The organism is Geobacillus zalihae (genome assembly GCF_030414215.1).
GTDB lineage: Bacteria > Bacillota > Bacilli > Bacillales > Anoxybacillaceae > Geobacillus > Geobacillus zalihae.
Genome location: NZ_CP129217.1, coordinates 3,434,125 through 3,458,881 on the forward strand (window position 1 = coordinate 3,434,125; position 24,757 = coordinate 3,458,881).

Genomic DNA, 24,757 nt, shown 5'->3' on the forward strand with positions numbered 1-24,757 from the left:
TTCTCCGAGCGTTGCTTACTATACAAGTTTTCCTTAGCCAACGAAAAACTAAACATGAAAAAGTATAGAGCAATCTAGCAAAAATGCAAGAGGAACAAGTTTAAAATAAAAAATTTTTTTTCATACTGGTAAGAAAAGCGGAAAGCGCCAACCGCATTTTGCCAGAGGGCCAAACGATGCGCTTTTCCGCCAACATCGCCGAGGTGATGCGCAATGGAACCGATCCCGGGCAGCCGTTTTCGCGGCACGTGGAAATATGTGCGCGCCGCCGTCTTTATCGGCTTTTTTCTCGCCATCTTTGCCTTCGCCGCTCTCGGGAGCTTTGTGTTGTTCGCGAAAATCGAAGGCGCCCCGCCGGTCGCCGTGCCGCAGACGACGATTTTTTATGCGGACGACGGCCGCAAAATCGGGGAAAGCGACCATGGGCAAAAACGCTATTGGGTTCGGCTCAAAGACATGTCCCCGCACGTCATCGAAGCGACGATCGCCGTTGAAGACCGGAAGTTTTACGAACATCACGGGTTTGACTTGAAACGGATCGCTGGCGCGGTGCTCGCCAATCTCGAGGCCATGGACAAAGTGCAAGGAGCGAGCACGATCACCCAGCAATATGCACGCAACTTGTTTTTGACGCATGAAAAAACGTGGTCGCGGAAAATCCAGGAAGCGTTGTACACCATCCGGCTTGAAGCCAACTACAGCAAAGATCAAATTTTGGAAGGCTATTTAAACACGATTTACTACGGCCATGGGGTCTACGGCATTGAAGCAGCGGCTCGCTACTATTTCGGCAAGCACGCGAGCGAGCTGACGCTCAGCGAGGCAGCGATGCTGGCCGGCATTCCGAAAGGGCCGTATTACTACTCGCCGTTTGTCAATGAACAGCGGGCGAAAGCGCGTCAAAAAATCGTGCTTACCTCCATGGTGGAAGCCGGCTACATCAGCCGCGAAGAAGCGGAGCAGGCGTACCGCGACAAGCTCGTCTACGTCCGCCACCACGAACAAGAGCAGCCGATCGCTCCGTATTTTCAAGATGTCGTCAAACAGCAGCTGCGCATCAAACTCGGCCTGGATGAGCGGACGATCGAGCTCGGGGGGCTGCGCGTCTATACGACGCTGGATCCGCGTCTGCAGCGGATTGCCGAAGAGCAAATCCGTCGCATCATCGATCCGCACTCTGCCATTCAAGCGGCGCTTGTGGCGATGGATCCACGCACCGGGGAAGTAAAGGCGCTCGTCGGCGGACGCAACTACGAAGAGAGCCCGTTCAACCGGGCCGTGCAGGCGGAACGCCAGCCAGGGTCGACATTTAAGCCGTTTTTGTATTACGCGGCGATCGAGCAAGGATTCACCCCATCGACCCAACTGCGCAGCGAGCTGACGACATTTACGTTTAACGGCGGCCGATCGTCGTACACCCCCCATAATTACAATGACTACTACGCCAATGGCCCGATCACGCTCGCTCAGGCGCTCGCTGTATCCGACAACGTCTTTGCGGTGAAAACGCTCCAGTTCATCGGCGCCGACAAACTCGTCGAAACAGCGAAAGCGCTTGGCATTACAAGCAGATTGAAAGCAGTGCCGTCATTGGCGCTCGGCACCTCGCCCGTGAAAGTGATCGACATGGTGGCCGCGTACAGCACGCTGGCCAACTACGGCAAACAAACCGAACCGGTGTTTATTCAAAAAGTCGTTGATGCAAACGGAAACGTGCTGTATGAACATAAGCCGGAGAGCCGGCAAGTGCTCGACCGCGACGCGGCGTTTGTGACGACCCATTTAATGACCGGGATGTTCGACCCAAAGCTTAACGGCTATACAACCGTCACCGGGCAGTCCATCATCGATGACATCACGCGTCCGTACGCCGGCAAGTCGGGAACGACGAAAACGGACAGTTGGATGATCGGGTTCGCCCCGCAACTTGTCGCCGGCGTCTGGACCGGCTACGACCGCGGGGAAACGATGGATCGTCCTGCCGAAAGGCAATATGCCAAACAAATATGGGTTCACTTTATGGAACAAAGCCTCGCCGGCGAACCGAAAAAATCGTTCAAACCGACCAAAGGCGTCATCGGCGTCTACATCGACCCGCAAAACGGCAAGCTGGCCACCGACTCCTGTCCGGTGAAACGAAAAACGTACTATCTCATCGGTACAGAACCGACCGACTATTGCACCGACCATTTGGAAAAGAAAAAGAAGAAAAAAGAAGACGGAAAAAGCTGGTTCGAGAAATGGTTCCCATGGTTTTAAACAAGAAAATCCCCTGCGTTTGCCCGCAGGGGATTTTCTTGTCCTAGTTTTCCTGTGTTATACATATAGATTTAGTTTATCCTTTTTTCCAAACGAGAACAAGCCCTTGAGCAAACATGTTCACAAAACCGTCACAATTCGCCTTCGAGCCCTTTTTTCAGTTCATCGCTCGAACGGTTCCACATCCCGATGTCATGTCCTTTCAAAAAGTCGGCGAGCACCCGCTTCGACTTAGCGTCCATATGATCGACGATGATATGCCGTTTCAGCGATTTATCGAGCCGGTTCACATGTTCCGGCAATAACTTATAGCCGCGGCGCGCCTCACGGTCGATCGTCATTTCGCACGCCGTCACCCCGGCGTAATACGGGCCGTCTTCACGGCGCTCGATCGTCACCCAGACGATCCAATACGGCTTGCCGTTTGGCACGGCGGAACGGTCCGGCAAAAACTTGATGCCGCGCTCAACAGAGCTGCGGGCATGCATCGCCCCCATATCGACGAACGCTTCGCCCGCTTCGACGTCAATGATGACCGGCGAAACGTTTTCTAAGCTCAACGCCCCGGCGCCAAAGCCGCGGTGCCCGTCGGTCGGATCGTCTTTGATGATATTAAAGCCGATGTTTTTTTTCTTTTTTTGCTCCATTCCGCTTGTTCCTCCTTCCTTACATAAACAAATTGGCGACCAACGACTGCAAATTTTCCAATACAAACGGCAGCGCCACTTGAAACACCGGCTCAATCGTATATCGGTCAAGCGGCGTGAGCACAAGGATAAGAAAAATGAGCGCCCCGTAGTTTTCCCATTGCGTCATTTTCGCCCGCAGCCCATCCGGGGCCAAGTCTTCAATAATACGATACCCATCAAGCGGCGGAAACGGCAATAAATTAAACACAAACAAGACAGCGTTCAAGCTGATAAAAATTTGGAAAAACAGATCAAACCCGGCCGCAAACCAATCCGGCAGCGCCCGCATGATGCCGAAATCGATCATCGCGTACCAAATGACAAATCCAAGCGCGGCAAGCACGAGGTTGCTCAGCGGTCCGGCAACTGACACGAGAATGCCGGCAAGGCGCGGATTTTTGAAATAAAAGCGATTGACTGGCACCGGGCGCGCCCAGCCAAACCCAGCGAGAAAAATCAGCAGGGTGCCAAGCAAATCCAAATGGGCAAACGGTGACAATGTCAGCCGTCCCTCGTTTTTCGCCGTCGGATCGCCGAACTTGTAGGCGACGTATGCATGAGCGAACTCATGCACGGAAAACGCCAGCGCCAGCGTCAACAGCACGTACGGAATTTCGCTTAACGAATACGGCAAAATGTGTTCCACTTGATTAACTCCTTTTCCCCTGTATTCACTATCCTTAGTATACATGATTTACCGCCAAAAGTGGACTGAACTTCACGGTTCCATGGTATAATAAGCGCGACAGCACTCGACAAGGAAATGGGGGAATGATGATGCCGTATGTCACGATCAAAATGCTCGCCGGCCGCACGGATGAGCAAAAGAAAGCGCTGGTGGAAAAAGTGACCGACGCCGTTGTAGAGACAACCGGGGCGAAAAAAGAGAGCGTTGTTGTGTTCATCGAGGAAATGACGAAAGACCATTACGCCATCGCTGGAAAACGGCTGAGCGATGCGGAGTAACAAACGGGGGCGCCATCGGGCGTCCCCGTTGCTTTTTGGAATAAAAACGAATATTATTATAGTTGTCTTTCATATTGTTCGCCTTTAGGAGGTTGCCTATGATTCGTCTTCCGCACCATGCCAGCAATCGCAAAACAGAGTTTCTCGCTGGACTGACGACTTTTTTCACCATGGTGTACATCATCGTCGTCAATCCGGTCATCTTATCAGACGCCGGCGTCCCGTTTGAACAGGCGTTCACCGCCACCGTCATCGCGACCGTCGTCGGCACGCTGTGGATGGCAATATTCGCCAACTATCCGATCGCCATTGCCCCCGGCATGGGGCTGAACGCGTATTTTGCCTATTCCGTCGTCGGCTCGCACGGCGGCATTTCGTACGAAACCGCGTTTTCCGCTGTGTTTGTCGCGGGATTGCTGTTTTTGTTGCTGTCGCTCACCCCGCTCCGCAGCAAGCTGATCGAAGTGATCCCCGACAGCTTAAAACATGGCATCACCGCCGGCATCGGGCTGTTTATCGCCTTTATCGGCCTGCGGCTGACCGGAATTATCCAAGCCCATCCGCAAAATTTGGTCGCGCTTGGCAACTTGCATGCCCCGTCGGCCGTGTTGACGCTCATCGGCCTGGCGGTGACGCTCGTTTTCATGATGCGCGGCGTCAACGGCGCGCTCTTTTACGGCATGGTCGCGACCGGCGTCATCGCCTACGCGACCGGGCAGCTTCACTTTGACAAAGGTATCGTCTCGCTGCCGTCGCTTCCAGAAGGGCTGATCATTACCAATCCATTCGCGGCCATCGGGGACGTCATCGGTCATAGTTTGTACGCGGTCGTCTTCTCCTTTTTGCTTGTCACGCTGTTTGATACGACCGGCACAATGATCGGCGTTGCCCAGCAAGCCGGGCTGATGAAAGGAAACACGCTGCCGCGCGCCCGCGAGGCGCTCTTGGCCGACTCGGTCGCGACGACCATCGGCGCCATGTTTGGCACAAGCCCGACATCGGCGTACATCGAGTCGTCAACCGGCGTCGCCGCTGGCGGACGCACCGGCTGGACGGCGCTCACCGTCGCTGTACTGTTTGTCATCGCGGCCTTTTTCAGCCCGCTGGTTGGCGCGGTCGCCGGGTTATCCGCCATCACCGCCCCGGCGCTCATTATCGTCGGAAGCTTGATGATCAGCAACATCGCCCATATCAATTGGCGCGAACTGGACGAGGCGTTCCCAGCCTTTCTCATCATCTTAAGCATGCCGCTCACCTCCAGCATCGCGACCGGCATCGCGCTCGGCTTCATCTCGTACCCGCTCTTAAAAATCGCCCGCGGCCGCTGGCGCGATGTGCCGTTGCTGCTGTATGTGCTTGCCGTGCTGTTCTTTTTGCAGCTGGCGTTTTTGCCGCATTAACCAAAAAGAAGAAGGAGGTGTCCCAAAAGGATCGGGACACCCTCTTTCGTCTCATATATACGCACTAACCGCTTCTTTCGCACTATATTTTGTGTCTATCCTGAAGACAGACGGCCTTTTGGGTCAACCCCTTTTCGTCTATGGCCAACTGATGATACGTTGAAGCAGCTTTTTCCGCCCGCCTACACGCGGGCTTTGTTGTGGCATCGGCTGCGCAGCGCCTCAATGTACGCGTACGCCTCCTCGATTTCTTCTTCCGTATAGCGCTGCTTGCTTTTTAACACCGCAATTTTCTCTTTCACTTCGTCTTTCGGCAAATGTTCAAAATAAAGCACGGTGGACACAAGTTCCAAAAAACGGGCATTTTGTTCGTTCATCGCTTGCATGCACTCCGCCAAGCCCGGCATGTCCCAGTCATAATGGCGCAAAAACTGTTCGCCCGCTTCGGTCAATGTATAGCGATATTGCATATAACCGCTCTTTTTCTCTTTCACTTCATGCAAAAAGCCGAGCGCGCACAGCTCTTCGATGCGGCATGTCAGCTCTTCCGAATACGGGCCGTAAAAGTGGAAGTCAAACTTCTCATAAAACGGAAAGTCGAGCTTTTTCGCGATGTAGATCATTTTTTGCAGCTTTTTGCGGCCGGCAATTTCCCCGGCGGCCGCCAACGCCTTCATTACTTTCGCATGCTCTGTGAGCACTCTCCGTCATCTCCTAACCCTTTAAAATTTCCATAATCTTTTTCTTCACTGTCCGCTTCGTCGACAAGTCTTCCAGGAAATCAGCTGGGAAATACAGCTTATGGTCGGTGCGCCGTTTCCCGGAAATGGCGTCAACGAGCACCGATTCGCGCGACAGCTCGCGAAGCTCCCCGTTTGGCATCAACAAATAAATCGGAAGGCGCTCGCCTTCCTCGCCCGGCCGGTAAAAGTCATACGGCAAATCCGAGGACGAATCGACGACCAAGTAGTAGTCCGGGTCGATGCCCGCTTTTTTAAACAAACCGGTCAGCTCAATGAGCTTCTCCATTTGCTCGTTCGTCGGATGGAACTCCGTATATTTGAACAGGCGGCGGCGGACAAACCGCTGGCACAGATCGCTTAAAATCGGATCCCGTTCGTATTGCCATTGCTGGAAGTAAAACAAGATGACTGCCTCATCCAGCGCCAAGTAATCGCCAAGCGACACATTGCCTGCAAAAAACGACAAAAAGTGGACCGGCTTCGTCTGAAAACGATACCCCTCTTCATACAGCTTTTTCGCCCGATGCAAAATTTTCGTTAAAATGACTTCCGCACTGCGCGTCACAGGATGGAAATACACTTGCCAATACATTTGGTAGCGGCTCATAATGTAATCCTCGACCGCATGCATGCCGCTTCGTTTGATGACGACTTGGTCTTCGCGCGGGCGCATGACGCGCAAAATGCGCTCCATGTCAAAATAGCCGTAGCTGACGCCGGTGTAGTACGCATCGCGCAGCAAATAATCCATCCGGTCGGCGTCAATTTGGCTCGAAATGAGGCTCACCACAAGCTTGTTCGGGTACGTTTTGGCGATCACTTCCGCCACTTTTTGCGGAAAATCGTCGCCCACTTCGCGCAAGGCGGCGTTCACTTCTGTATCGCCTAAAATGATGGCCTGTGTAAAATCTTCGTGGTCGAGGCGAAACACCTTTTCAAATGAATGGGAAAACGGGCCGTGCCCTAAATCGTGCAAGAGCGCCGCGCATAGGCAAAGAAGGCGCTCGCTATGATCCCAATGATCGCGGCCGACAAACACGTCGTCAATGATGCGGCGGATGATTTCGTAAACGCCGAGCGAATGGTTAAACCGGCTGTGCTCGGCGCCGTGAAACGTCAAATATGTCGTGCCGAGCTGCTTGATGCGGCGCAGGCGCTGAAATTCTTTTGTGCCGATCAAATCCCAAATCACTTTGTCGCGAACATGTATGTATCGGTGCACCGGATCTTTAAACACTTTTTCTTCGTCAAGCTGCCCGCCGGAATACATCGCATCCTCCTCTTCCGTCTCCAACATACATCTATTATACGCCGTTTCTTTTGGCAAAGAAATAGTTGACTTTTTTCTCCGTCTTTCTCCATTATTGACGGAAAAAACAAAAAATCACCTTCTTTCGGCAAAGAAGGTGATCGGTTATCGCTTTTTCAACCTTTCGGCAATTTTATCAATCAGTTCGTCTTCCGTCAGCGCCGCCACCGGACGGTTGTTGACGAAGGCAAACGTCTTTTTCCGCCCTGGGCCGCAATACGACTGGCAGCCGATTTTGATGACCGCATCCGGATCAAGCTTTTTCAAGCGCGGAATCAATGTTTTTAAATTCGGCGCCTTGCAGTCGTCGCAAACGCGAAACTCATTTGCCATTATGCGTCATCCCTTTCTGCAGCGTTTGCTTTGTGTATTCTACCGCTTTTTCCGGAAAATTGCAAGTTGGCATGCTTTCACGAGTCAGTCAAGACTTTGTGGAGAACATTTTTTCGGTTCACTACGGGCGTTGTCAATCACTAGTTAGCGAACCATTTTCAGGAATTAATATCGTAAGCGCTTTCGGACTCTCATCCCTCATCTTGAGGCGATGATACGATATTCCATTTTTTTACACCCAACCACCATCCCGGAGCGCCGACAACGCTTGATGGATCGGTGTCCCGGATGACCGCTGCAGACACGGTAGATTCTGACGCACCACATCTGCCCATAACCGTCCGGCCTTCCGTTTGGCCTGTTCGATCCGCTTGGACTTTGTTGAGGCCGAGGCCGCCGTTCGGGTCTCTTCTTCCTCCACCAACTGCCCATTTCTCCGCCAAATCCCGTCGATTCGGGCCGCCATCGCCCTCAGAAACGCCCGAAGCCCTTGGTCTTTCCAGCTGCGGCGGGATTTCACCCGATGCGCAAACCGGCTCATCACGCTCTCGGCGTGGCCCATCGGACGCATGCCGGTCGTCTCCACCCCTTGCTCCGACAGCCACTCCCGATAGTCCCGGATGCATCCCGGCATCGACTCGATCCGGCGGATCATGGCAGCCATCTGCTTCTCTTTCGCTTCGTCCTCCAACGTGCCGACCGCGCTGTTCAGCTCCACGAGAAGCCCCTCTTCGTCTTGTTTCGCCAGCTTCTTCCGCACCTCCCGCCAACGCGGATGGCCGGACAGACACTGACGCAGCTCCCGCGCCACATGAAATCGATCCAGCTGAAAGCACGCCCGCTTCCCAAAATACTCCCGGCAGGCCGTGATCCACGACGCCGCGTCGCCGTTGATGATCAACAGGTCCCGGCACGGATCATAGGCATATTCGTTCATCAGCCACTCTTCGAACCGTTCCCACACGTCTCCCTCCCCTTCATGGAGGTAGTGGCGCCGGTTCACGAGCTCGAGCTGCGAACCGTTTCGTTTCCATCCCTCGTGAACCGCCAGGATTTTCTCTTCTTTCGCCCGTTTCCCTTTCCCCTGGCGGGAAATAAACAGTCCATCCGCCTCCACAAACAGCACCCGGCCGTGCCGTTGGGAAACAGGGCGGTGCAGCGAGACAGGGGCCTCCAGCACCAGTTGGCGAATCGCCTCGTGGCTCATGACCGCATACCCCACGATCGACTCCAGCGTACGAGCCGCTTTGCGGTAGGAAGAGCACTCGACGGCCAACTCGACCGCCGTTTCCTCGAGGCAAGGACTGATCGATCGGGCCCCATCAAAGCCTAATTCGGCATCCAGCAAGAAGGTATAGTTCCCCGTTTGCCGGTCATAGTAGTAGTTCCGTCGAAACGTCACTTCTCCAAACAGCGTTTGGATCGTAGTCGGCCGTTTGTCTTTCAGCTGATACCGGCGCTTGTCCCGCGCTTCCGCCAGTTGTTGATCAATCTCCTCCAAAAGGGCCGCCAACAAGACAGCGAACACCTTTTGAAGAGTTCTGACTAATTGTTCCTCCAGCTCTTTTAATAAAGGCCATTCTGTGGTAAGATGTTTCATGGACTCTCTCCCTCCTGTTTTCGGTTGATGTTGACAATCACCATCATAGCAGGGAGAGAGTCCTTTTTGCATGACATTTGCTTTTTTCTACCGCGCTTCGCTTGGTGGCCCCGACGAGCGTCGCGAACAAAAGTTCGCAACCCTCGTCGGGGATCATTTCGGAATGTCACCCACAAATATTTTACTCACACTGCTTTCACCCTTGTAATTTGCCAATCCCATAAACTTGCAACGTATAAATTTTTTCCTTTTGGTCCACCCTTTTACTAGCATGGGAAAAAGGAGTGGAGAACAATGAAACAACGGCAAGACGCTTGGACGGAAGAAGACGATTTATTGTTGGCAGAGACCGTATTGCGCCATGTGCGTGAAGGGAGCACCCAGCTCAACGCCTTTGAAGAAGTCGGCGACAAGCTGAATCGGACATCGGCCGCCTGCGGCTTTCGCTGGAACGCGGTCGTCCGCCATCGCTACGAAGAAGCATTGCAGCTGGCAAAAAAACAGCGAAAAGAACGGCAACGGCTGCTCGCCAAACAAGGCGGCGCGAAAAAGCGGCGTCTGTACGAGCCGCCGATGCCATCACTCGAGGAGCTGGGAGAGGTGATGCAGCTGCCTGCCGTCATCCCATCCTCCCCGCCGCAACAAGTGACGCTGGATCAAGTGATCGCGTTCTTAAAAACGTTCCAATCCCATGAGCGGAGACGGGAGGCGCTGATCAAAGAAAACGAGCGGCTGCGCCGCGAAATTGAAGAATTAAAGCAAAAAAATAAAGAACTTGAAGAAAAGGTTGCGAAATTAGAAGAAAATTCGTCGACCGTCCAAGAAGATTTTGAGACGCTCGTGAAAATCATCAACCGAGCGCGCAAAATGGTGTTAAAAGAGGAAGAAGAGCGGGGACTGACCTTCCGTATGGACCCGAACGGCAACTTGGAAAAAATCGCGGAGTAAATAAAATAAGGATGCCCTGTCCATGGCTGCGCCTTGATCGCACTCTCCTCCGGTGCGGCCGAGACACGGAGCATCCTTTTTGCCTGCCGGCGGCGTCAGGCGATAAACGCGGGCTCTTGCCGCCGGGCGGACCGCCCCCTTATTCTCCTGCTGGGAGCTCGCCCTTGAGCGCCGTTTCATTCCGCTCGACGATGCGCGCCCAATACTGCTCATACCAATTCCATTCGCCGTTCTCGAGGGCAGACGAATATAGCTCGCCGCCAAACGACTGCAGCGTGCGCCAAAGGGCGACAAGCAGCTCATCGATCGACAACTCGCAGCCGAGAAGCTCAGACAGCGACGCCATGACAGCTGGGACAACATCGGGGTAGGCGAATTTCGTTTTCTCTCCTTGGCGGCCGAGCTCATAAAAGCGGCGAATAAGCTCAGCCCGCGCGGCTCCACTCCCGTTGACGCAAAGGTAGATTTGCACGGCAACGCCGCCGCGCACCCGTCGCTGCGAAATGCCGGCAAATTTTTTGCCTCCTATGCTCAAATCATAACTCCCAGGGCAATAGGAACCAACCACTTCCCCCGCCTCAACGCGGGCGCCGTATGAGGCAAGCATGGCGGCCATGAGCGCGTACATCGCCTCATACCCTTGCTCGATGGCAATCGTGTTTTTCGTTTCCGGAAAAATGAGCGAAATATTCAACACCCCGCTGTCAAGGACAACGGCCAGCCCGCCGGAATTACGGACGACGACGCGGTATCCTTCCTTATGCAAAAACGAAACCGCTTCGTGGAAATGGGGAAGTTTTGTATCCGCAATACCCAACACGATGGTGTCGTCATGCACCCATGTGCGGACGACCGCATCCGACTGTCCCGCACCAACCGCGGTGCATAATGCATCATCGATGGCAAACGATTGTTTCGCATCAAACAGCGGCCCGAAGTGCGACTGGTCGATGACCCGCCATTTCGGCTGCCACAGCAATTCATGGCCCATCGCGAGCAACCCCTTGCATAGATCATTCCAACTCTATTCATTATAACATAATCGCCATTAGCAAATGGCGCAAAAAGGACAAGGGGCGCATGCCTCCCTCGTTTTTATCGAGCGGCAGCCCCGTCACTCCCCAAGCGACTGGGCAGCGGTGATGAGCGCGAGCTTGTAGGCGTCTTCGGCGCTGCAGCCGCGCGATAGGTCGTTCACCGGCTTGTTCAGCCCTTGCAAAATCGGGCCGACCGCTTCAAAGCCGCCAAGGCGCTGGGCGATTTTGTAGCCGATGTTGCCCGCCTCAAGGCTCGGGAAAATAAAGACATTTGCGTCCCCTTGAATGACCGAGTCCGGCGCTTTCTTTTTCGCCACCTCTGGCACAAACGCGGCGTCAAATTGAAACTCACCGTCAAGGATCAGATCCGGCGCCATTTCTTTCGCCAACCGCACCGCCTCAACGACTTTTTCCGTCTCCGGCGACGAGGCCGACCCTTTCGTGGAAAAGCTTAACAGCGCTACGCGCGGCTTAAGGCCGAACATTTTGGCCGTCCGGGCGCTCTCGACCGCGATTTCAGCCAAATCATGACTGTTAGGAGCAATGTTGATGGCGCAATCGGCAAACACATATTTTTCGTCGCCGCGCACCATGATGAACACGCCGGACGTTTTGCCAACGCCTGGCTTCGTTTTAATGATTTGCAAGGCTGGTCGGACCGTATCCGCCGTCGAATGTGCCGCCCCGCTGACGAGGCCGTCGGCCGCTCCCGTATAAACGAGCATCGTACCGAAATAGTTTTCATCGAAAAGCAACTCGCGCGCCGTTTCTTCTGTCACTTTCCCTTTGCGCCGCTCCACAAACGCCGAAACTAGCTCATCAAACCCGCCGTAGCGGCGCGGGTTGACAATCTCCACCCCTTCAAGCGGCAAGCCAAGCGCAGCTGCTTTCACCCTTATCGCTTGCTCATCGCCAAGGACGATCGGCTGAAGCACTTGCTCCGTCGCCAAACGGCTCGCCGCCGTTAAGATGCGGTCATCGGTTCCCTCGGGAAACACGATTTTTCGACCCGTATCGGTTACTTTCGCTTTTAATGCCGTAAATAAATCGGTTGTCACGATTCATGCCTCCTTCACGGTTGGCCCGCCTGTCTCCAGGCATCAGCCTTTCTCTACATTAAGCATACCGCTTCGATACGAAAACGCAACGATCGTAAGCCCTTCCAATCAATAATTCACCTTTTGGAACAATTCAGTATCTTTTGCTTTATGCACGGACACCCGCTTTTTTGGCCAAACTATGATATAGTGGTACTGTACAATTGATTGAATAAAGGAGTGACGATGATGAGCGAAGCGGCCCAAACGTTGGACGGTTGGTATTGTTTGCACGATTTCCGCACGATCGACTGGAGCGCGTGGAAAACACTTCCAAACGAAGAGCGCGAGGCAGCGATCAGTGAGTTTTTAGCGCTTGTCGACCAATGGGAGACGACGGAAAGCGAGAAGCAAGGAAGCCATGCCGTCTACACGATCGTCGGGCAAAAAGCCGATATTTTGTTCATGATTTTGCGGCCGACGCTGGATGAGCTGCATGAAATCGAAACAGCGCTTAACAAAACGAAACTCGCCGACTATTTATTACCTGCGTATTCGTACGTTTCAGTCGTGGAGTTGAGCAACTACTTGGCGTCCGGCAGCGAAGATCCGTACCAAATTCCAGAGGTGCGCCGCCGTTTGTATCCAATTTTGCCGAAAACGAACTACATTTGCTTCTATCCGATGGACAAGCGGCGCCAAGGCAACGACAACTGGTACATGTTGTCGATGGAACAGCGGCGCGAACTGATGCGCGCCCACGGCATGACCGGCCGAAAATACGCCGGCAAAGTGACGCAAATCATCACCGGGTCGGTCGGCTTGGATGATTTTGAATGGGGCGTCACCTTGTTTTCAGATGATGCGCTCCAGTTCAAAAAGCTCGTCTATGAAATGCGCTTTGATGAAGTCAGCGCCCGCTTTGGCGAATTTGGCTCATTTTTCGTCGGCACCCGGCTGCCAGTGGAAAAGGTGCCTTCTTTCCTCCATGTATGAAGCAAAGCCCCGAACGATACGGGGCTTTGCTTCGTTTTCGCTGCTTTTTGGACAATCATCCCGCTTTTCTGTCATATGCGGCCTGACCGCTCCATACACATAAAAACAGAAAATCTCTTCAGAAACATTCTATTCGTGTGTCACCATTTTCTTGTTCCACCAATAGCCTATTACTGTCGAAATTCACAACGACTGAGGTGACGATATGGGTCAGATCGCTCCCTCCATTGTAGCCCACACAGAAGAGGAAGTAAAGTTGTTGGCTCGGCTCATGCGAGCCGAAGCGGAAGGAGACGGGCGGCTTGGGATGCTCATGGTCGGCAACGTCGGCGTCAACCGCGTCATCGCCGACTGCCTTGACTTCCGCGGCATCCGCTCTATCCGGCAAATGGTGTTTCAAAGCCCGGGCGGCTTTGAGGCGGTGCAAAAAGGGTACTTTTACCAACGGGCGCGCGAAGTGGACATCGGCCTAGCCCGCCAAGTGCTCCGCGGTTGGCGCTACCACCCAGCGACAAACGCCCTTTGGTTTTTTAAACCACCTGAAGGTCAACCGTGCCCACCGCAATGGTTTGGCCAGTGGAACGTCGGCCGCTACAAATCGCATTGCTTTTTTGCACCGACTCCATCCGACTGCCCACGCGTCTATTCTTAATATTGAGGAGGGTTCTTTATGCCGAACAATCCAGAAAATCAATTTTATCCACCTGATGAGGAGCAACAATCATTTTATTATTCGCCGTTCGGTCAAGAACGGCAACAACCGTATGCATCCTATCCATACGGCTATCCGTATCCGCAGCCGTACTATCCGGCGGCGTACCCGTATTATTACTATCCGCAAGCGGCTGCCGCTCCAACCGTGACGCCGGCGACAGCCGCCGCTCCGACGTTCGGTTTGCAGGCGCCGACGTTTACGGCCCCGACACCGATGCCGACCACCACCGGCCCATCGATTCCAGGGATGCTGCCGATTGAAGAATCGTACATTGAAAACATTTTACGGTTAAACAAAGGAAAAGTCGCCACTATCTATGCGACGTTTGAAAACAACCGTGAGTGGAATGCCAAGGTGTTTCGCGGCGTCATTGAAGCGGCTGGACGTGACCATGTCATTTTAAGCGACCCACAAACAGGCACACGCTATTTGATCCCGATGATTTACCTCGATTACGTCACGTTTGAAGGAGAAATCGCCTACGAATATCCGTTTGCCGGTGCCTCCGCCACGCCGCTCGCCTCCTATTCGCCGCGCTGAGTGCAAGCGCAAAACCGATGTTCGATGAGCAGGCTGCCCCAGGGTAGCCTGCTTTTTTTCATCCGATGCGACGGCCATCACAAGTTGCTGACGCCCAGTTGTCTATCATGGTGGCAAACGAAACAAAAAAGGTGCCTTCTATGATTGGGACGGCGCGTGATTTCCTGTTCGGGGTACACCTTGCCCGCGCTTCGCTTACAGCCATTTCAACGCCGCATATCCGATCATCACCCAAGCGATTAAAAAGGCGACGCCGCCCAACGGGGTGATGGCGCCAAGCGGCTTGATTTGCGTAACACTTAATACGTACAAACTGCCGGAAAACAGCACGATGCCGGCGAACATCACCCAGCCCGCCGCACCGATCAGCCCGACATTCGGCGCCTTGCCAGCGAGCAATCCGACAACAAGCAGCCCTAATGCGTGGAACATCTGGTATTGGACCGCCGTTTTCCAAATCTCCAAATAACGATCCGGAATCTTCCCTTCCAGCCCGTGCGCGCCAAACGCTCCCAATGCGACGGCTAAAAACGCATTGAGCGCGCCGAGAAGGATGAATGTTTTCATAGCTGTTCCGCCTTTCTAATGAAAGATTGTTTTCCCTCATTCATTAATATAATGGGAATGTTCCCCGACAACAAATTACTAATGAATGTCAGCCACTTCACTCGACAGAACCGGTCAATCGGGAGCGCCACCGGCAAGACCCGCATCCAAGCCGGTGAACCGCTTCTTGTTTTTTGGCGCAAACAAAGGCAAGCGATTCAACGGAGTTCTGTTGATCAACATTCCCCGTGGAGAAGACCGTTTTCCACGGTGTTTCGTTGCCCCCTCAAAAATCCAACAACGACTCCCCGTTCGCCTCATCGTCAATGTCAGGGGAGCGTCCCCGGACAGAAACGGCTCCAAGCGAAAGCCCGCCAGCAACCGAAATCGGCCCGCCGACGACAAGCGGCCCGGCTGCGGCAGACGAAGCGGACGGCTGCGGATGGCTTGTTGCTTCCAACATCAAATCGCATAAAACGCGAATGGCGGCGACGTGTTCACGCACCCGCTGCAGGTCGTTCGTGGACCTCGCTTTCCGCAGCTCATCTTCCATCTTGGCGATAACGGCCGCAAACGAGATGGACATCATTCTCCCCTCCTTATTCAGCACGGACGCCGATGTTTTCGATTTGCCAGTCGATCGGTTCGCGTCCGCATTTCATCAAAAACGCGTTCGTCCGCGAAAACGGGCGATGGCCGAAAAAGCCGCGTGCGGCGGAAAACGGGCTCGGGTGCGGCGCTTCAATAATCAGATGGCGCGGATTCGTAATCCGTTCTTTTTTCTCCTGAGCGTTCCGGCCCCAAAGCAAAAAGACGACCGGATCGTCTTTTTCATTGACGAGTTCAATGACGCGGTCGGTGAATTGTTCCCACCCTTTGCCGCGGTGGGAGTTCGCCTGGCCGCGGCGGACGGTCAGCACCGTGTTTAACAATAACACCCCTTGCTCGGCCCATTTCACGAGATAGCCGTTATCTGGTATGTAGCAGCCAAGGTCATCATGCAGCTCTTTGAAGATGTTGACTAATGACGGCGGCACCGGTACGCCGGGCTTGACGGAAAAACTCAACCCGTGCGCCTGCCCCGGGCCGTGGTACGGATCTTGCCCGAGCAGCACGACTTTGACGTTTGCATACGGTGTATAATGAAGGGCGTTGAAAATATCGTGCATATCCGGATAAATCGTCCGCGTTCGGTACTCTACTTTCAAAAATTCGCGCAGCTTCAAGTAGTATGGTTTTTGAAACTCCTCTTCAAGCAGCGGAGCCCAGTCGTTTTTGAGAATCGGCATTGCGAGCAACTCCTTTGCCATCGGCTTTTTCCTTTTATCATTGTAACCAAAAAGACCCCAGCGTCAAAGCGAAGTGAATGTTCAGATTGAGGCAACCACAGCGAAACCTGTTTCCCCAACAGGAAATGCGCCAATCCCCTGCCGTAGCCATCAAAATATTGAAGAGAAAATCAAAATGTCCACGAAATCAACCAGCGGAGCAGCCAGACGCCAAGCAGCACGTATAAAAAAATGATCAGCACCCCAGCGGCCCAATTTGTCGGTTTGCCGTGCTTGGCAAGCTCTTCCGCCCGCGCCCGATGTTCGGCAGCGACGTCTTTCGGCAGCCATTTGAGCGCTATGTAAATGCCAAGCGGCACAAGCAGCAAATCATCGATATACCCAAGAACCGGAACGAAATCGGGAATCAAATCGATCGGACTGAACGCATACGCCACAACGACCAACATAAACAGCCGCAGCCAGATGGAAACGCGCCGGTCGCGAACCGCAGAATACAAGACGAATATGTCTCGTTTCAGCACCCTTGCCCATTCTTTCCACTTTGTGAACATCGCGTTCCCCTGCCCTTTCCTGTTTCATATAGTATAAAATATGGGTATAGTAGTGTAAACATTGCAAGGTGGACAACCTTCCCGTACCATCATCCAGCTAACTCATTGATTATGTGAGGTGAACGGCTATGGACAGGAAACGATTTCATATCGTGCATGATGAACAGCCGGATCGGCATGTTGTATACATAAAAGGGGAGCTTGATCTAGCGACGGCCGAACAGTTTCAACGCGCCGTCGAACCGCTTGCTCATGACGCATCAAAACCGCTTGTCATCCGCCTTGAAGAATTGTCGTATATCGACAGCACCGGCATCGGGATGTTTGTCGCACTGCTGAAAACACGCAAAAAACAAGAAGCGCCGTTTATGATTGAAAATGTGCCGCCAAAAGTGAAACGTTTGTTCGATTTAACAGGTGTATCTTACTTCTTTTCGGAAATGGATCAGACGACAGAAAGGATCGGGGGCCAATCATGAAAGAGCATGAAACCGTCGTACAGCTGTCGATTCCAGCTGATGCGCAGTTTATCGATGTCGCGCGTTTGACGCTATACGGGCTGGCCGCCAAGATGGGGTTTTCCTATGAAGAGATTGAAGATATGAAAGTGGCCGTCTCAGAAGCGTGCAACAACGCTGTTTTGCATGCGTACAACGGAAGGGGTGGCATCATTCATCTTCGCTTTGAGATGCGCGCCGATGCGCTTTCGATCATCATTAAAGACGAGGGCAAAGGGTTTGATTACAAACGGGTGTCCAAACAAGCAGCGCCCCTGTCCGCAAAGCCGCTTGAAGACGTCAAAGCTGGCGGCCTCGGCCTGTTTTTGATGGAAGCGCTCATGGACGATGTCACCGTCACCACAAAGGGCGGAACGGAAGTCCGCCTGACGAAATTCCGCCATCGCGGCGAAGGAGAGCATGCCCATGACTGTATATCCCCCTCCTCTGTCCAAGAGCAAGCTTGACGCCCTCATTTCCGCCTATCAACAAACAAAAACGGAAGAAGCGGCGACCGCCTTGCTCGTGCGCTTCGAGCCGCTCATTGCGGCCGCAGCGAAAAAAATGGCGCGCAGCCGCCCTGACTTTTACGAAGACTTGTTTCAAATCGGACGGCTGTCGTTTTTGCGTCTCCTTGACCATTACGACCCTAAACAAGGAACAAGCTTTGAGTCATACGCCATGAAAAGCTTGATCGGCTATATGAAAAACTATTTGCGCGACAAAGCATGGTACATCCAAGTGCCGCGCAAGGTGAAAGAAAAAGGAAGCAAAGTGCAGCAGGCGATCGATGAGCTGACCGTCAAGCTCGAACGGTCGCCGACGCTCGATGAGATCGCCGGCCACTTAGGCTTATCGGTCGAAGAAACGATCGAAATTTTGGCCGGACGGGACCATTACCAAGCCGTTTCGCTCGATGCCCCGGTGCAAGACGGGGAAAAGGATGCGACGACGATCGGTGAATTCGTCGCTGATGAAGCGAACGAAATCGAGTCACTGATCGAGCGAATGGATTTAGAGCAGGCGATCGGCAAACTGAGCGAGCAAGAACAAATCGTCATCGACGCCATCTTCCGGCGCGGGGAAACGCAGCGCTCGTTAGCCGAGAGGCTCGGCGTCTCGCAAATGACAATCAGCCGCATTCAAAAGCGGGCCATCGCGAAATTGAAGCGGCAGCTCGCCGCCTATTCGCCATAACGGTCAAACATCGCGCCGCCGGACGCATCAAGCGGTCGAACTGTCCATGCTAGCGGCGGCGCAGCAGCAACAACGTTTGGTCATCTTTTTGTTCGTATTGATGATACGCTTGAATATGCTCGTACAACTCGCGCACGATCTCCGGCGCCGGCTGATCAAGGTTGACGCGGGCGACCATCGCGGCGAGAACGGAAAAGTCATCGTCCGCCTCTTCGGTACGCTTTTCCGTCACCCCGTCGGTGTACAGCAGCACAAAATCGCCTGGTTCGAGCACAACCGATTTGGTCTCAAATGAAAATTGCGGAAACAAGCCGAGCGCGCAGCCTTTGGCGCCTAGCGGCACGCATTGCTTCGTTTTCGCCCGATACCAAAGCGCCGGTTCGTGCCCGGCGCACGCGTACGAGAACGTATGCGTTTTTTCGTTGTAATTGCCGACAAACATCGTGACAAACATCGACGGCTCGGTGTAGTCGTAGGCGAATCGGTTCAGCAGGTCAAGATATACGTGCGGCTGCGTTCCGTAATGGACGGTCCGGTCCAGAATAAATTTCATCAGCGTCATGAGCATCGCCGCTGGAATGCCTTTTCCCGATACATCAGCAATGCCGACGGACACCGATGTTTGATGGACAGCAAAGTGATAAAAATCGCCGCTCAACACCCGGGCAGGGACGCTGAGGACACCGATGTCGACGTACGAAGGCAAATCCGCCTTCGATGATGTCTGCAAAAGCGCCCGCTGCATATTCGCGGCAAGCGACAGCTCAAAGTCGAGCTGTTCCCGCTCGCGCTCGAGCCGCTCTTTCTCTTTTTTCTCCGTCATGTCGCGCAAAACAGCGACAAGCCCTGTCAGGGCACCGTTTTCCATCACCGGCGCCAGCGTGTAGCCGACCGGCAGGCACACGCCGTCATGGCGGCGAAACGGCTCCTCCTCGACGCGAATCACCTCGCCGCTTTTCAGCCGTTTGACAACACGGCGCAGCTGCTTCCAGTCCCACTTGTCGCCATCCGGCCCGGCGAGCGAGACAAAGGAAAACAGCGGCTTCCCTTTCGCTTCCTCCGGATCAAGGCCAAGCAAACGGCCGGCTTCCGGGTTCATCCAAACAATCCGGCCGTCGCGGTTTAACATCATCAATCCCTCGCCAAGGGCGTTCGCCATCATTTCCAGTTGCTGTTCGTGCTGTTTCAGCTCCACGTACGGTTTTTCGACCGTCTCGACGTACATTGCACGCACGATATACAAAAATCCGGCCATTTCATACAGCTGCCCCCACAGCGCATGGCCGCCGCCAAACATGAGCAGCCATTGACCGAGGGCAAACCACCATAACGCCAGCAGCCAGTACAGGGAGGACCGGGAACTCCCTTGCCGCCAACGACGCCATACAAGCAAAGCGGCGCCCGCATCGAGCAACCCGATCATTCCCTCGCCGGCCTTCCACCAGAGCGGCCAGCGGCTTGTCCCGTCTCCCGGCCAAAGCGGCGCTGTCCAATGGATGAATAGCCCAACGACCGCCGCATAAGCAAAAGCGGCGAAAAACGCTTGCCACCGTTGTCCGCTTCTCCGCTCCATCACCTCATCGCGGCGCGAAAACAGAAAGAGAAGCCCCCAGGCGAGCGTCAATCGGGCCGCAAGCGAAAAGAGCGGCGCCTCCGCGCCGTCAGACGCAAAAGACAAGACAACATGCAGCGAAAACAACAAGCCTGAGGAGAAAAACAGCGCCCCCATCATCAGCCGCTCCAGCGACAACGTATGCGGAAACACGGCCCACCCTTGCACGGCAACAAGCCAGCAAACGACCACCACGGCGAGCCCTAAGGCAAGATGAATAGAATGATAGAATCCGGGCGAAACAGGCAGCCGGCCGGCCGCAAACAGAAGCAAGCCAAACATTCCGGCCGCCAGCACGGCCATCGCGCTGTGCAGACGCACTAGGCGATATCGTTCGTATTCATTCACCAACGAGGAACCCCCACTCTTCATTCTATATGGTTTATTATACCATACGGCTCCCCACCAGCGTATATGAACGTCACGGCCGTTTGGTTGTCCAATAAAAAAGGAGCCTCTCCGAATGAAGAGGCTCCCAAGCCAAGTTTGCGGCCATTTTCCGCGCAATACCCGTTCTCCCGTTAAAACGTGTGCGCCAAGGCTTTCGCCCGGGCGATGGCGTTCGCTTTGATTTCTTCCGCCTTTTCCGGCACCGCCGCATGCCCTTCGACAAATACCATTCTATTGGTGATGGGAGATATCCTGCAACGACAAAATAATGGGAATGTATAGCGCAAAAAAATATTGCAGCGTGGCCGAACTTTAAGGACAAGATGTGATACAATCATGAGCGTGGCGGTATAAAACGAAGGGAAAGGGGGAATAAAATGGAATCAGATGCTATTCAACGCGAACGATTACGTTTAAACAAAGTGGACAAAAAGGTAAAACTAGATGAATGGCATCCAAAGAAGATTGCTTTAGCAAACGAATGGATTGAGAATGAGCAAACGCAGATGAAGCGCCCGATCATACGAGGAGCTATTTTCACTTGTGAACTCGGGGAAAATATCGGCACAGAACAAAACGGAGAGCGGCCGGTGCTTGTTCTTTCTAATGACTGGATTAACCGCACATCCGGAAACGTTAAGGTAGCTCCTTTATCTACAAAATTAAAAACCAAAACCGTTACAGATCGGAAAGGGAAAACCAAAGTAGTGCCTCGTTTCAAGACACATTACTTTCTTCGAAAGGAAGTTTATCCTTTTTTAGCTCAGACTTCCGCGGTAAAGGTAGAAGAATTAACGACCGTAAACAAAGTACGATTAAAGCAACATATCGGCAATATAAACGAGGATGACTTAAATAAGATTATGAACCGTGTAAAATGGGTATTTGACCTGTAACGTATTTACAATGTATTGACGACGTATTTATGACGTATTGACATTTCCCTAGGTTTTTTCTATACTTAGAGTACAAAATAAGTTGTCTGTCTCGTCACAGACCATTTCACACGTGAAAAAACGTGGATTCGTTTGTTTTGACAACGGAGAGGAGCCTAAATGGTTCCTCTCTTTGCATATTATCGCCAAGAGAATCATAACCTAATGATAAGTTGCCTGCCGCGTCGCAGGCCATTTCACCCCGTCAGCGGGGAATTCATGGTTTTTGCCCCAGTACTTCGGTGCTGGGGTTTTATGTATTTATCGAGGAAAATTTCTCACGAAGAAATAGGGACTTTATTGATCAGGCTATACCATACGGCTCCCCACCAGCGTATATGAACGTCACGGCCGTTTGGTTGTCCAATAAAAAAGGAGCCTCTCCGAATGAAGAGGCTCCCAAGCCAAGTTTGCGGCCATTTTCCGCGCAATACCAGCCCTCCCGTTAAAACGTGTGCGCCAAGTCTTTCGCCCGGGCGATGGCGTTCGCTTTGATTTCTTCCGCCTTTTCCGGCACCGCCGCATGCCCTTCGACAAACAACCCTTCAAATGACGGAACACCGAAAAATTGCATGATGACGCTTAAATACCGATGACCCATTTCCATTTCCGCCGCCGGGCCTTCGGAGTAGAAACCGCCGCGCGCTTGAATGTGGAGCGCTTTTTTATCAGTAAGCAATCCGACCGGCCCTTGTTCCGTATATTTAAACGTCTTGCCGGCGACCGCCACGGCGTCAATATACGCCTTTAACACCGGCGGGAACGAAAAGTTCCACATCGGCGTGACGAATACATATTTGTCGGCGGAAATAAACTGCTCGCACAGCTCGTTCATCCGCCCGACTTTCGCTTTTTCTTCGTCAGACAGCTCTTCAAACGATTTCCCGGAGCGAAGTTTGCCCCAGCCGCTGAACACGTCGACGTCGATTTCCGGAATGTATTCCTTGTATAAGTCGAGATGAATGACTTCATGATCCGGATGCACTTGTTTGTATGTGTCGATAAACGCTTTTCCGACCGCCATGCTGTAAGACTGCGTGTCGTCGTGCGGATGGGCGGTGATGTACAATACTTTTGTCATGATGCATACTCCCTTTCGTGATGATCTCGGCACTTTAGTGTTTGCACTTTGTTGAAGCGGCATACAATTGTTTTGAATTCAAATATCTCCAACAAAAGATAATTATATAAAGGTCCGAAACGCTTGGCAAACAATTTGACCGCAAAAAAAAATTGCCTTTCTCCAAGGCAATGTTACTCGCTTTGTTCCACGACAAACGGGTTGCCGCTGATTTGTTTTCGTATCTCATCGGTGAGCGTAAACGGTTCGCTTTTGATGACGCTTTCATCATTGCCAGGCGGATGGCCGCTTCCATCGTAGTAAATCGGTTTCCCTTCCATCATGGTGAACCCCCTTGATCCATTGCAGGAACTAGTCTATACTTCTATTTTACCATTATATACAGCGAACATCCATCTATTTTTTTGAATTTTTTTCTAAAAAAGCGGTTCTATCCCCATACACGTTCTTAAAAAAACGCCGGGGTTTCGTCGCTGCCCCGGCGTTCATGGCATCAAAAGGCGATTTTTTCCTCTAAAAAGGCTTTGAGCTCCCCAATCGGCAGCCGCACTTGCTCCATCGTGTCGCGGTCGCGCACGGTCACTTGGCCGTCTTGTTCAGACTCAAAGTCGTACGTGATGCAAAACGGCGTGCCGATTTCATCTTGGCGGCGGTACCGCTTGCCGATCGAGCCGGTTTCGTCATAGTCGACCATGAAATGTTTCGCCAGCTCTTCATAAATGCGGTGCGCCCCGTCCGCGAGCTTTTTCGACAGCGGCAAGACAGCCGCTTTGTACGGCGCAAGCGCCGGATGCAAGTGCATCACCGTTCTCGTCGTGCCGTCTTCCAGCTCTTCTTCGTCATAGGCGTCGATCATAAACGCCAGCGTGACGCGGTCAGCGCCAAGCGACGGCTCAATGCAGTACGGGATGTAGCGCTCGTTCGTTTCTTGGTCGAGATAATGGAAGTCCTCGCCCGAGTATTCCATATGCCGCTTCAAATCGTAATCCGTGCGCGACGCGATGCCCCACAGCTCGCCCCAGCCGAACGGGAAATGGTACTCGATGTCCGTCGTGGCGTTGCTGTAGTGGGACAACTCTTCTTTCGCATGGTCGCGCAGGCGGATGTTGTCCTCCTTCATGCCAAGCGACAGCAGCCACTCCTTGCAAAACTGCTTCCAATACTCAAACCATTGCAGCTCTTCGCCCGGTTTGCAGAAAAACTCGAGCTCCATCTGTTCAAATTCGCGCGTGCGGAACGTAAAGTTGCCCGGCGTAATTTCATTGCGAAAACTTTTGCCGATTTGCGCGATGCCAAACGGCAATTTTTTGCGCATCGTGCGCTGGACGTTTTTGAAGTTGACGAAAATGCCTTGCGCTGTCTCTGGGCGCAAATAAATTTCGTTGGCGCTCGACTCGGTGACGCCTTGGTACGTTTTGAACATTAAGTTGAACTGGCGCACGTTCGTGAAATCGCGGCTGCCGCATTCCGGGCAGGCGATGTCGTATTCCTTGATGAGTTCATCCATTTTGGCCAGCGGCAACCCGTCAACGATCATCTCGATCCCTTTTTCCTCGAGCGCCTTCTCAATCAACTTATCGGCGCGATGACGCGCTTTGCACTGTTTGCAGTCGACCATCGGATCGTTGAAGTTGCCTAAGTGGCCAGACGCTTCCCACGTTCTCGGGTTCATTAAAATGGCGGCGTCGAGCCCGACGTTGTACGGCGACTCTTGGACGAATTTTTTCCACCACGCCCGTTTCATGTTGTTTTTCAGCTCAACGCCAAGCGGGCCGTAATCCCACGTGTTCGCCAGCCCGCCGTAAATTTCCGAGCCCGGAAACACGAAGCCGCGATGCTTGGCATGTGCGACGATTTCTTCCATTGTGACAGCCATCGTGTTCATCCTCCTTCAATGTGATGTCCAACAATCAAAAACGCCCTCGCCCCTAGGCCTGACGCCTAGGGACGAGAGCGTAGCTCCCGCGGTTCCACCCTAGTTGATGCGCAAATCACGCATCCCCTTTTTGCCATTTCCGCTCCGGACTGCCGTTTCATTAACCATCTTCGCCGGGCTTCCACCGTCCCCGGCTCGCTTGGGAAGA

Annotated in this window: 27 protein-coding genes and 1 pseudogene; 11 read left to right on the forward strand and 17 right to left on the reverse strand. The window is 53.2% G+C overall.

Features of this window, described 5'->3' with window-relative positions:
- Window positions 1–213 precede the first annotated feature (213 nt).
- Entirely contained in the window at window positions 214–2,259 is a 2,046-nt protein-coding gene (locus QWV57_RS17300) for a transglycosylase domain-containing protein (protein ID WP_301100159.1), read from the forward strand.
- A gap of 131 nt (window positions 2,260–2,390) precedes the next feature.
- Here QWV57_RS17300 and QWV57_RS17305 read toward each other — a convergent pair whose 3' ends face one another.
- Window positions 2,391–2,906, reverse strand: a complete 516-nt coding sequence (locus QWV57_RS17305; RefSeq protein ID WP_063330595.1) for a YwhD family protein — start codon at window positions 2,904–2,906, stop codon at window positions 2,391–2,393.
- A 19-nt stretch (window positions 2,907–2,925) separates the two neighbouring features.
- Window positions 2,926–3,594 (reverse strand): site-2 protease family protein, encoded by a 669-nt coding sequence (locus QWV57_RS17310; RefSeq protein ID WP_013146641.1) that lies wholly within the window; start codon window positions 3,592–3,594, stop codon window positions 2,926–2,928.
- Window positions 3,595–3,725: 131 nt separating this feature from the next.
- On the opposite strand from QWV57_RS17310, the gene thmT reads away from it, so the two are divergent.
- Both thmT and QWV57_RS17320 read left to right on the forward strand, forming a co-directional pair.
- Window positions 3,726–3,914, forward strand: a complete 189-nt coding sequence (gene thmT / locus QWV57_RS17315) for a 2-hydroxymuconate tautomerase (RefSeq protein WP_025949649.1) — start codon at window positions 3,726–3,728, stop codon at window positions 3,912–3,914.
- Window positions 3,915–4,012: 98 nt separating this feature from the next.
- Window positions 4,013–5,314, forward strand: a complete 1,302-nt coding sequence (locus tag QWV57_RS17320) for an NCS2 family permease (protein ID WP_033004744.1) — start codon at window positions 4,013–4,015, stop codon at window positions 5,312–5,314.
- A gap of 182 nt (window positions 5,315–5,496) precedes the next feature.
- On the opposite strand, the gene QWV57_RS17325 is transcribed toward QWV57_RS17320, so the two are convergent.
- The 4 genes from QWV57_RS17325 to QWV57_RS17340 all read right to left on the reverse strand — a co-directional run bounded on the left by QWV57_RS17325 (window position 5,497) and on the right by QWV57_RS17340 (window position 9,299).
- Window positions 5,497–6,015: a YwgA family protein gene (locus tag QWV57_RS17325; protein ID WP_013146644.1), complete on the reverse strand. Its 519-nt coding sequence runs from the start codon at window positions 6,013–6,015 to the stop codon at window positions 5,497–5,499.
- Window positions 6,016–6,028: 13 nt separating this feature from the next.
- Window positions 6,029–7,327 carry an HD domain-containing protein gene (locus QWV57_RS17330; protein ID WP_013524829.1) on the reverse strand — a complete coding sequence of 433 codons (1,299 nt, stop codon included), beginning with the start codon at window positions 7,325–7,327 and terminating at the stop codon, window positions 6,029–6,031.
- 144 nt (window positions 7,328–7,471) lie between these two features.
- Window positions 7,472–7,699 carry a YuzB family protein gene (locus QWV57_RS17335; RefSeq protein WP_011232879.1) on the reverse strand — a complete coding sequence of 76 codons (228 nt, stop codon included), beginning with the start codon at window positions 7,697–7,699 and terminating at the stop codon, window positions 7,472–7,474.
- 232 nt (window positions 7,700–7,931) lie between these two features.
- Window positions 7,932–9,299, reverse strand: coding sequence for an ISLre2-like element ISGsp3 family transposase (locus QWV57_RS17340; protein WP_015374689.1), 1,368 nt, complete (start codon window positions 9,297–9,299; stop codon window positions 7,932–7,934).
- 294 nt (window positions 9,300–9,593) lie between these two features.
- On the opposite strand from QWV57_RS17340, the gene QWV57_RS17345 reads away from it, so the two are divergent.
- Complete coding sequence (locus QWV57_RS17345) at window positions 9,594–10,247, forward strand: RsfA family transcriptional regulator (protein WP_020753874.1); 654 nt, start codon at window positions 9,594–9,596, stop codon at window positions 10,245–10,247.
- A 139-nt stretch (window positions 10,248–10,386) separates the two neighbouring features.
- On the opposite strand, the gene lipL is transcribed toward QWV57_RS17345, so the two are convergent.
- On the reverse strand, window positions 10,387–11,238 hold the full coding sequence (gene lipL / locus QWV57_RS17350; RefSeq protein ID WP_301100160.1) for an octanoyl-[GcvH]:protein N-octanoyltransferase: 852 nt from the start codon (window positions 11,236–11,238) through the stop codon (window positions 10,387–10,389).
- A gap of 123 nt (window positions 11,239–11,361) precedes the next feature.
- Entirely contained in the window at window positions 11,362–12,342 is a 981-nt protein-coding gene (gene pta / locus QWV57_RS17355) for a phosphate acetyltransferase (RefSeq protein WP_015376084.1), read from the reverse strand.
- 228 nt (window positions 12,343–12,570) lie between these two features.
- On the opposite strand from pta, the gene hemQ reads away from it, so the two are divergent.
- From hemQ to gerQ, 3 genes are all read left to right on the forward strand, one after another.
- Window positions 12,571–13,317: a hydrogen peroxide-dependent heme synthase gene (hemQ, locus tag QWV57_RS17360; protein ID WP_021321327.1), complete on the forward strand. Its 747-nt coding sequence runs from the start codon at window positions 12,571–12,573 to the stop codon at window positions 13,315–13,317.
- 205 nt (window positions 13,318–13,522) lie between these two features.
- Window positions 13,523–13,969: a cell wall hydrolase gene (locus tag QWV57_RS17365; RefSeq protein ID WP_011232884.1), complete on the forward strand. Its 447-nt coding sequence runs from the start codon at window positions 13,523–13,525 to the stop codon at window positions 13,967–13,969.
- A gap of 18 nt (window positions 13,970–13,987) precedes the next feature.
- Complete coding sequence (gerQ, locus tag QWV57_RS17370; protein ID WP_020753868.1) at window positions 13,988–14,572, forward strand: spore coat protein GerQ; 585 nt, start codon at window positions 13,988–13,990, stop codon at window positions 14,570–14,572.
- Between the two features lie 195 nt (window positions 14,573–14,767).
- On the opposite strand, the gene QWV57_RS17375 is transcribed toward gerQ, so the two are convergent.
- The 4 genes from QWV57_RS17375 to QWV57_RS17390 all read right to left on the reverse strand — a co-directional run bounded on the left by QWV57_RS17375 (window position 14,768) and on the right by QWV57_RS17390 (window position 16,961).
- Complete coding sequence (locus QWV57_RS17375) at window positions 14,768–15,139, reverse strand: DUF423 domain-containing protein (protein ID WP_020753867.1); 372 nt, start codon at window positions 15,137–15,139, stop codon at window positions 14,768–14,770.
- Between the two features lie 265 nt (window positions 15,140–15,404).
- Window positions 15,405–15,704 (reverse strand): YwdI family protein, encoded by a 300-nt coding sequence (locus QWV57_RS17380; RefSeq protein WP_033004742.1) that lies wholly within the window; start codon window positions 15,702–15,704, stop codon window positions 15,405–15,407.
- 13 nt (window positions 15,705–15,717) lie between these two features.
- The gene (locus QWV57_RS17385) at window positions 15,718–16,407 is read right to left on the reverse strand and encodes a uracil-DNA glycosylase (protein WP_013524842.1); all 690 of its coding nucleotides are present in this window, start codon (window positions 16,405–16,407) and stop codon (window positions 15,718–15,720) included.
- 170 nt (window positions 16,408–16,577) lie between these two features.
- Complete coding sequence (locus QWV57_RS17390; protein ID WP_015376089.1) at window positions 16,578–16,961, reverse strand: YkvA family protein; 384 nt, start codon at window positions 16,959–16,961, stop codon at window positions 16,578–16,580.
- 128 nt (window positions 16,962–17,089) lie between these two features.
- On the opposite strand from QWV57_RS17390, the gene QWV57_RS17395 reads away from it, so the two are divergent.
- Genes QWV57_RS17395 through QWV57_RS17405 form a run of 3 tightly spaced genes read left to right on the forward strand, consistent with a single transcriptional unit; the run spans window position 17,090 to window position 18,655 of the window.
- Entirely contained in the window at window positions 17,090–17,440 is a 351-nt protein-coding gene (locus QWV57_RS17395; RefSeq protein ID WP_013146655.1) for an STAS domain-containing protein, read from the forward strand.
- The gene (gene rsbW, locus QWV57_RS17400) at window positions 17,437–17,925 is read left to right on the forward strand and encodes an anti-sigma B factor RsbW (RefSeq protein ID WP_015376090.1); all 489 of its coding nucleotides are present in this window, start codon (window positions 17,437–17,439) and stop codon (window positions 17,923–17,925) included. The genes QWV57_RS17395 and rsbW overlap by 4 nt, the downstream gene beginning before the upstream one ends.
- Window positions 17,885–18,655 (forward strand): sigma-70 family RNA polymerase sigma factor, encoded by a 771-nt coding sequence (locus QWV57_RS17405; protein ID WP_020753862.1) that lies wholly within the window; start codon window positions 17,885–17,887, stop codon window positions 18,653–18,655. Before rsbW ends, QWV57_RS17405 begins: the two co-directional genes overlap by 41 nt.
- Before the next feature lie 49 nt (window positions 18,656–18,704).
- Here the strand turns inward: QWV57_RS17405 and QWV57_RS17410 are convergent, their stop codons facing one another.
- Both QWV57_RS17410 and QWV57_RS17415 read right to left on the reverse strand, forming a co-directional pair.
- Complete coding sequence (locus tag QWV57_RS17410; RefSeq protein ID WP_301102146.1) at window positions 18,705–20,615, reverse strand: SpoIIE family protein phosphatase; 1,911 nt, start codon at window positions 20,613–20,615, stop codon at window positions 18,705–18,707.
- A 173-nt stretch (window positions 20,616–20,788) separates the two neighbouring features.
- Window positions 20,789–20,884, reverse strand: a pseudogene (locus tag QWV57_RS17415) (FMN-dependent NADH-azoreductase); the annotation flags it as partial.
- Between the two features lie 150 nt (window positions 20,885–21,034).
- Here QWV57_RS17415 and QWV57_RS17420 point away from each other — a divergent pair.
- Complete coding sequence (locus QWV57_RS17420; protein WP_015376093.1) at window positions 21,035–21,553, forward strand: type II toxin-antitoxin system PemK/MazF family toxin; 519 nt, start codon at window positions 21,035–21,037, stop codon at window positions 21,551–21,553.
- A 484-nt stretch (window positions 21,554–22,037) separates the two neighbouring features.
- Here the strand turns inward: QWV57_RS17420 and QWV57_RS17425 are convergent, their stop codons facing one another.
- The 3 genes from QWV57_RS17425 to QWV57_RS17435 form a co-directional block, all read right to left on the reverse strand.
- On the reverse strand, window positions 22,038–22,673 hold the full coding sequence (locus QWV57_RS17425; RefSeq protein WP_015376094.1) for an FMN-dependent NADH-azoreductase: 636 nt from the start codon (window positions 22,671–22,673) through the stop codon (window positions 22,038–22,040).
- Window positions 22,674–22,846: 173 nt separating this feature from the next.
- Window positions 22,847–22,996, reverse strand: coding sequence for a hypothetical protein (locus tag QWV57_RS17430; protein ID WP_011232896.1), 150 nt, complete (start codon window positions 22,994–22,996; stop codon window positions 22,847–22,849).
- A 170-nt stretch (window positions 22,997–23,166) separates the two neighbouring features.
- Window positions 23,167–24,549, reverse strand: coding sequence for a glycine--tRNA ligase (locus QWV57_RS17435; RefSeq protein WP_301100161.1), 1,383 nt, complete (start codon window positions 24,547–24,549; stop codon window positions 23,167–23,169).
- Between the last annotated feature and the right edge of the window lie 208 nt (window positions 24,550–24,757).

Bases quoted from the DNA above. Each gene is read 5' to 3' on its own strand.
- QWV57_RS17390 (WP_015376089.1), bottom strand. From the start codon at position 16,961: ATGTTCACAAAGTGGAAAGAATGGGCAAGGGTGCTGAAACGAGACATA.
- QWV57_RS17405 (WP_020753862.1), top strand. From the start codon at position 17,885: ATGACTGTATATCCCCCTCCTCTGTCCAAGAGCAAGCTTGACGCCCTC.
- QWV57_RS17300 (WP_301100159.1), top strand. From the start codon at position 214: ATGGAACCGATCCCGGGCAGCCGTTTTCGCGGCACGTGGAAATATGTG.
- QWV57_RS17425 (WP_015376094.1), bottom strand. From the start codon at position 22,673: ATGACAAAAGTATTGTACATCACCGCCCATCCGCACGACGACACGCAG.
- QWV57_RS17365 (WP_011232884.1), top strand. From the start codon at position 13,523: ATGGGTCAGATCGCTCCCTCCATTGTAGCCCACACAGAAGAGGAAGTA.
- QWV57_RS17335 (WP_011232879.1), bottom strand. From the start codon at position 7,699: ATGGCAAATGAGTTTCGCGTTTGCGACGACTGCAAGGCGCCGAATTTA.
- QWV57_RS17320 (WP_033004744.1), top strand. From the start codon at position 4,013: ATGATTCGTCTTCCGCACCATGCCAGCAATCGCAAAACAGAGTTTCTC.
- QWV57_RS17435 (WP_301100161.1), bottom strand. From the start codon at position 24,549: ATGGCTGTCACAATGGAAGAAATCGTCGCACATGCCAAGCATCGCGGC.
- QWV57_RS17345 (WP_020753874.1), top strand. From the start codon at position 9,594: ATGAAACAACGGCAAGACGCTTGGACGGAAGAAGACGATTTATTGTTG.
- QWV57_RS17385 (WP_013524842.1), bottom strand. From the start codon at position 16,407: ATGCCGATTCTCAAAAACGACTGGGCTCCGCTGCTTGAAGAGGAGTTT.
- lipL (WP_301100160.1), bottom strand. From the start codon at position 11,238: ATGGGCCATGAATTGCTGTGGCAGCCGAAATGGCGGGTCATCGACCAG.
- gerQ (WP_020753868.1), top strand. From the start codon at position 13,988: ATGCCGAACAATCCAGAAAATCAATTTTATCCACCTGATGAGGAGCAA.
- rsbW (WP_015376090.1), top strand. From the start codon at position 17,437: ATGAAAGAGCATGAAACCGTCGTACAGCTGTCGATTCCAGCTGATGCG.
- thmT (WP_025949649.1), top strand. From the start codon at position 3,726: ATGCCGTATGTCACGATCAAAATGCTCGCCGGCCGCACGGATGAGCAA.
- QWV57_RS17375 (WP_020753867.1), bottom strand. From the start codon at position 15,139: ATGAAAACATTCATCCTTCTCGGCGCGCTCAATGCGTTTTTAGCCGTC.
- QWV57_RS17330 (WP_013524829.1), bottom strand. From the start codon at position 7,327: ATGTATTCCGGCGGGCAGCTTGACGAAGAAAAAGTGTTTAAAGATCCG.
- QWV57_RS17430 (WP_011232896.1), bottom strand. From the start codon at position 22,996: ATGATGGAAGGGAAACCGATTTACTACGATGGAAGCGGCCATCCGCCT.
- QWV57_RS17420 (WP_015376093.1), top strand. From the start codon at position 21,035: ATGGAATCAGATGCTATTCAACGCGAACGATTACGTTTAAACAAAGTG.
- hemQ (WP_021321327.1), top strand. From the start codon at position 12,571: ATGAGCGAAGCGGCCCAAACGTTGGACGGTTGGTATTGTTTGCACGAT.
- QWV57_RS17340 (WP_015374689.1), bottom strand. From the start codon at position 9,299: ATGAAACATCTTACCACAGAATGGCCTTTATTAAAAGAGCTGGAGGAA.
- QWV57_RS17380 (WP_033004742.1), bottom strand. From the start codon at position 15,704: ATGTCCATCTCGTTTGCGGCCGTTATCGCCAAGATGGAAGATGAGCTG.
- QWV57_RS17395 (WP_013146655.1), top strand. From the start codon at position 17,090: ATGGACAGGAAACGATTTCATATCGTGCATGATGAACAGCCGGATCGG.
- QWV57_RS17305 (WP_063330595.1), bottom strand. From the start codon at position 2,906: ATGGAGCAAAAAAAGAAAAAAAACATCGGCTTTAATATCATCAAAGAC.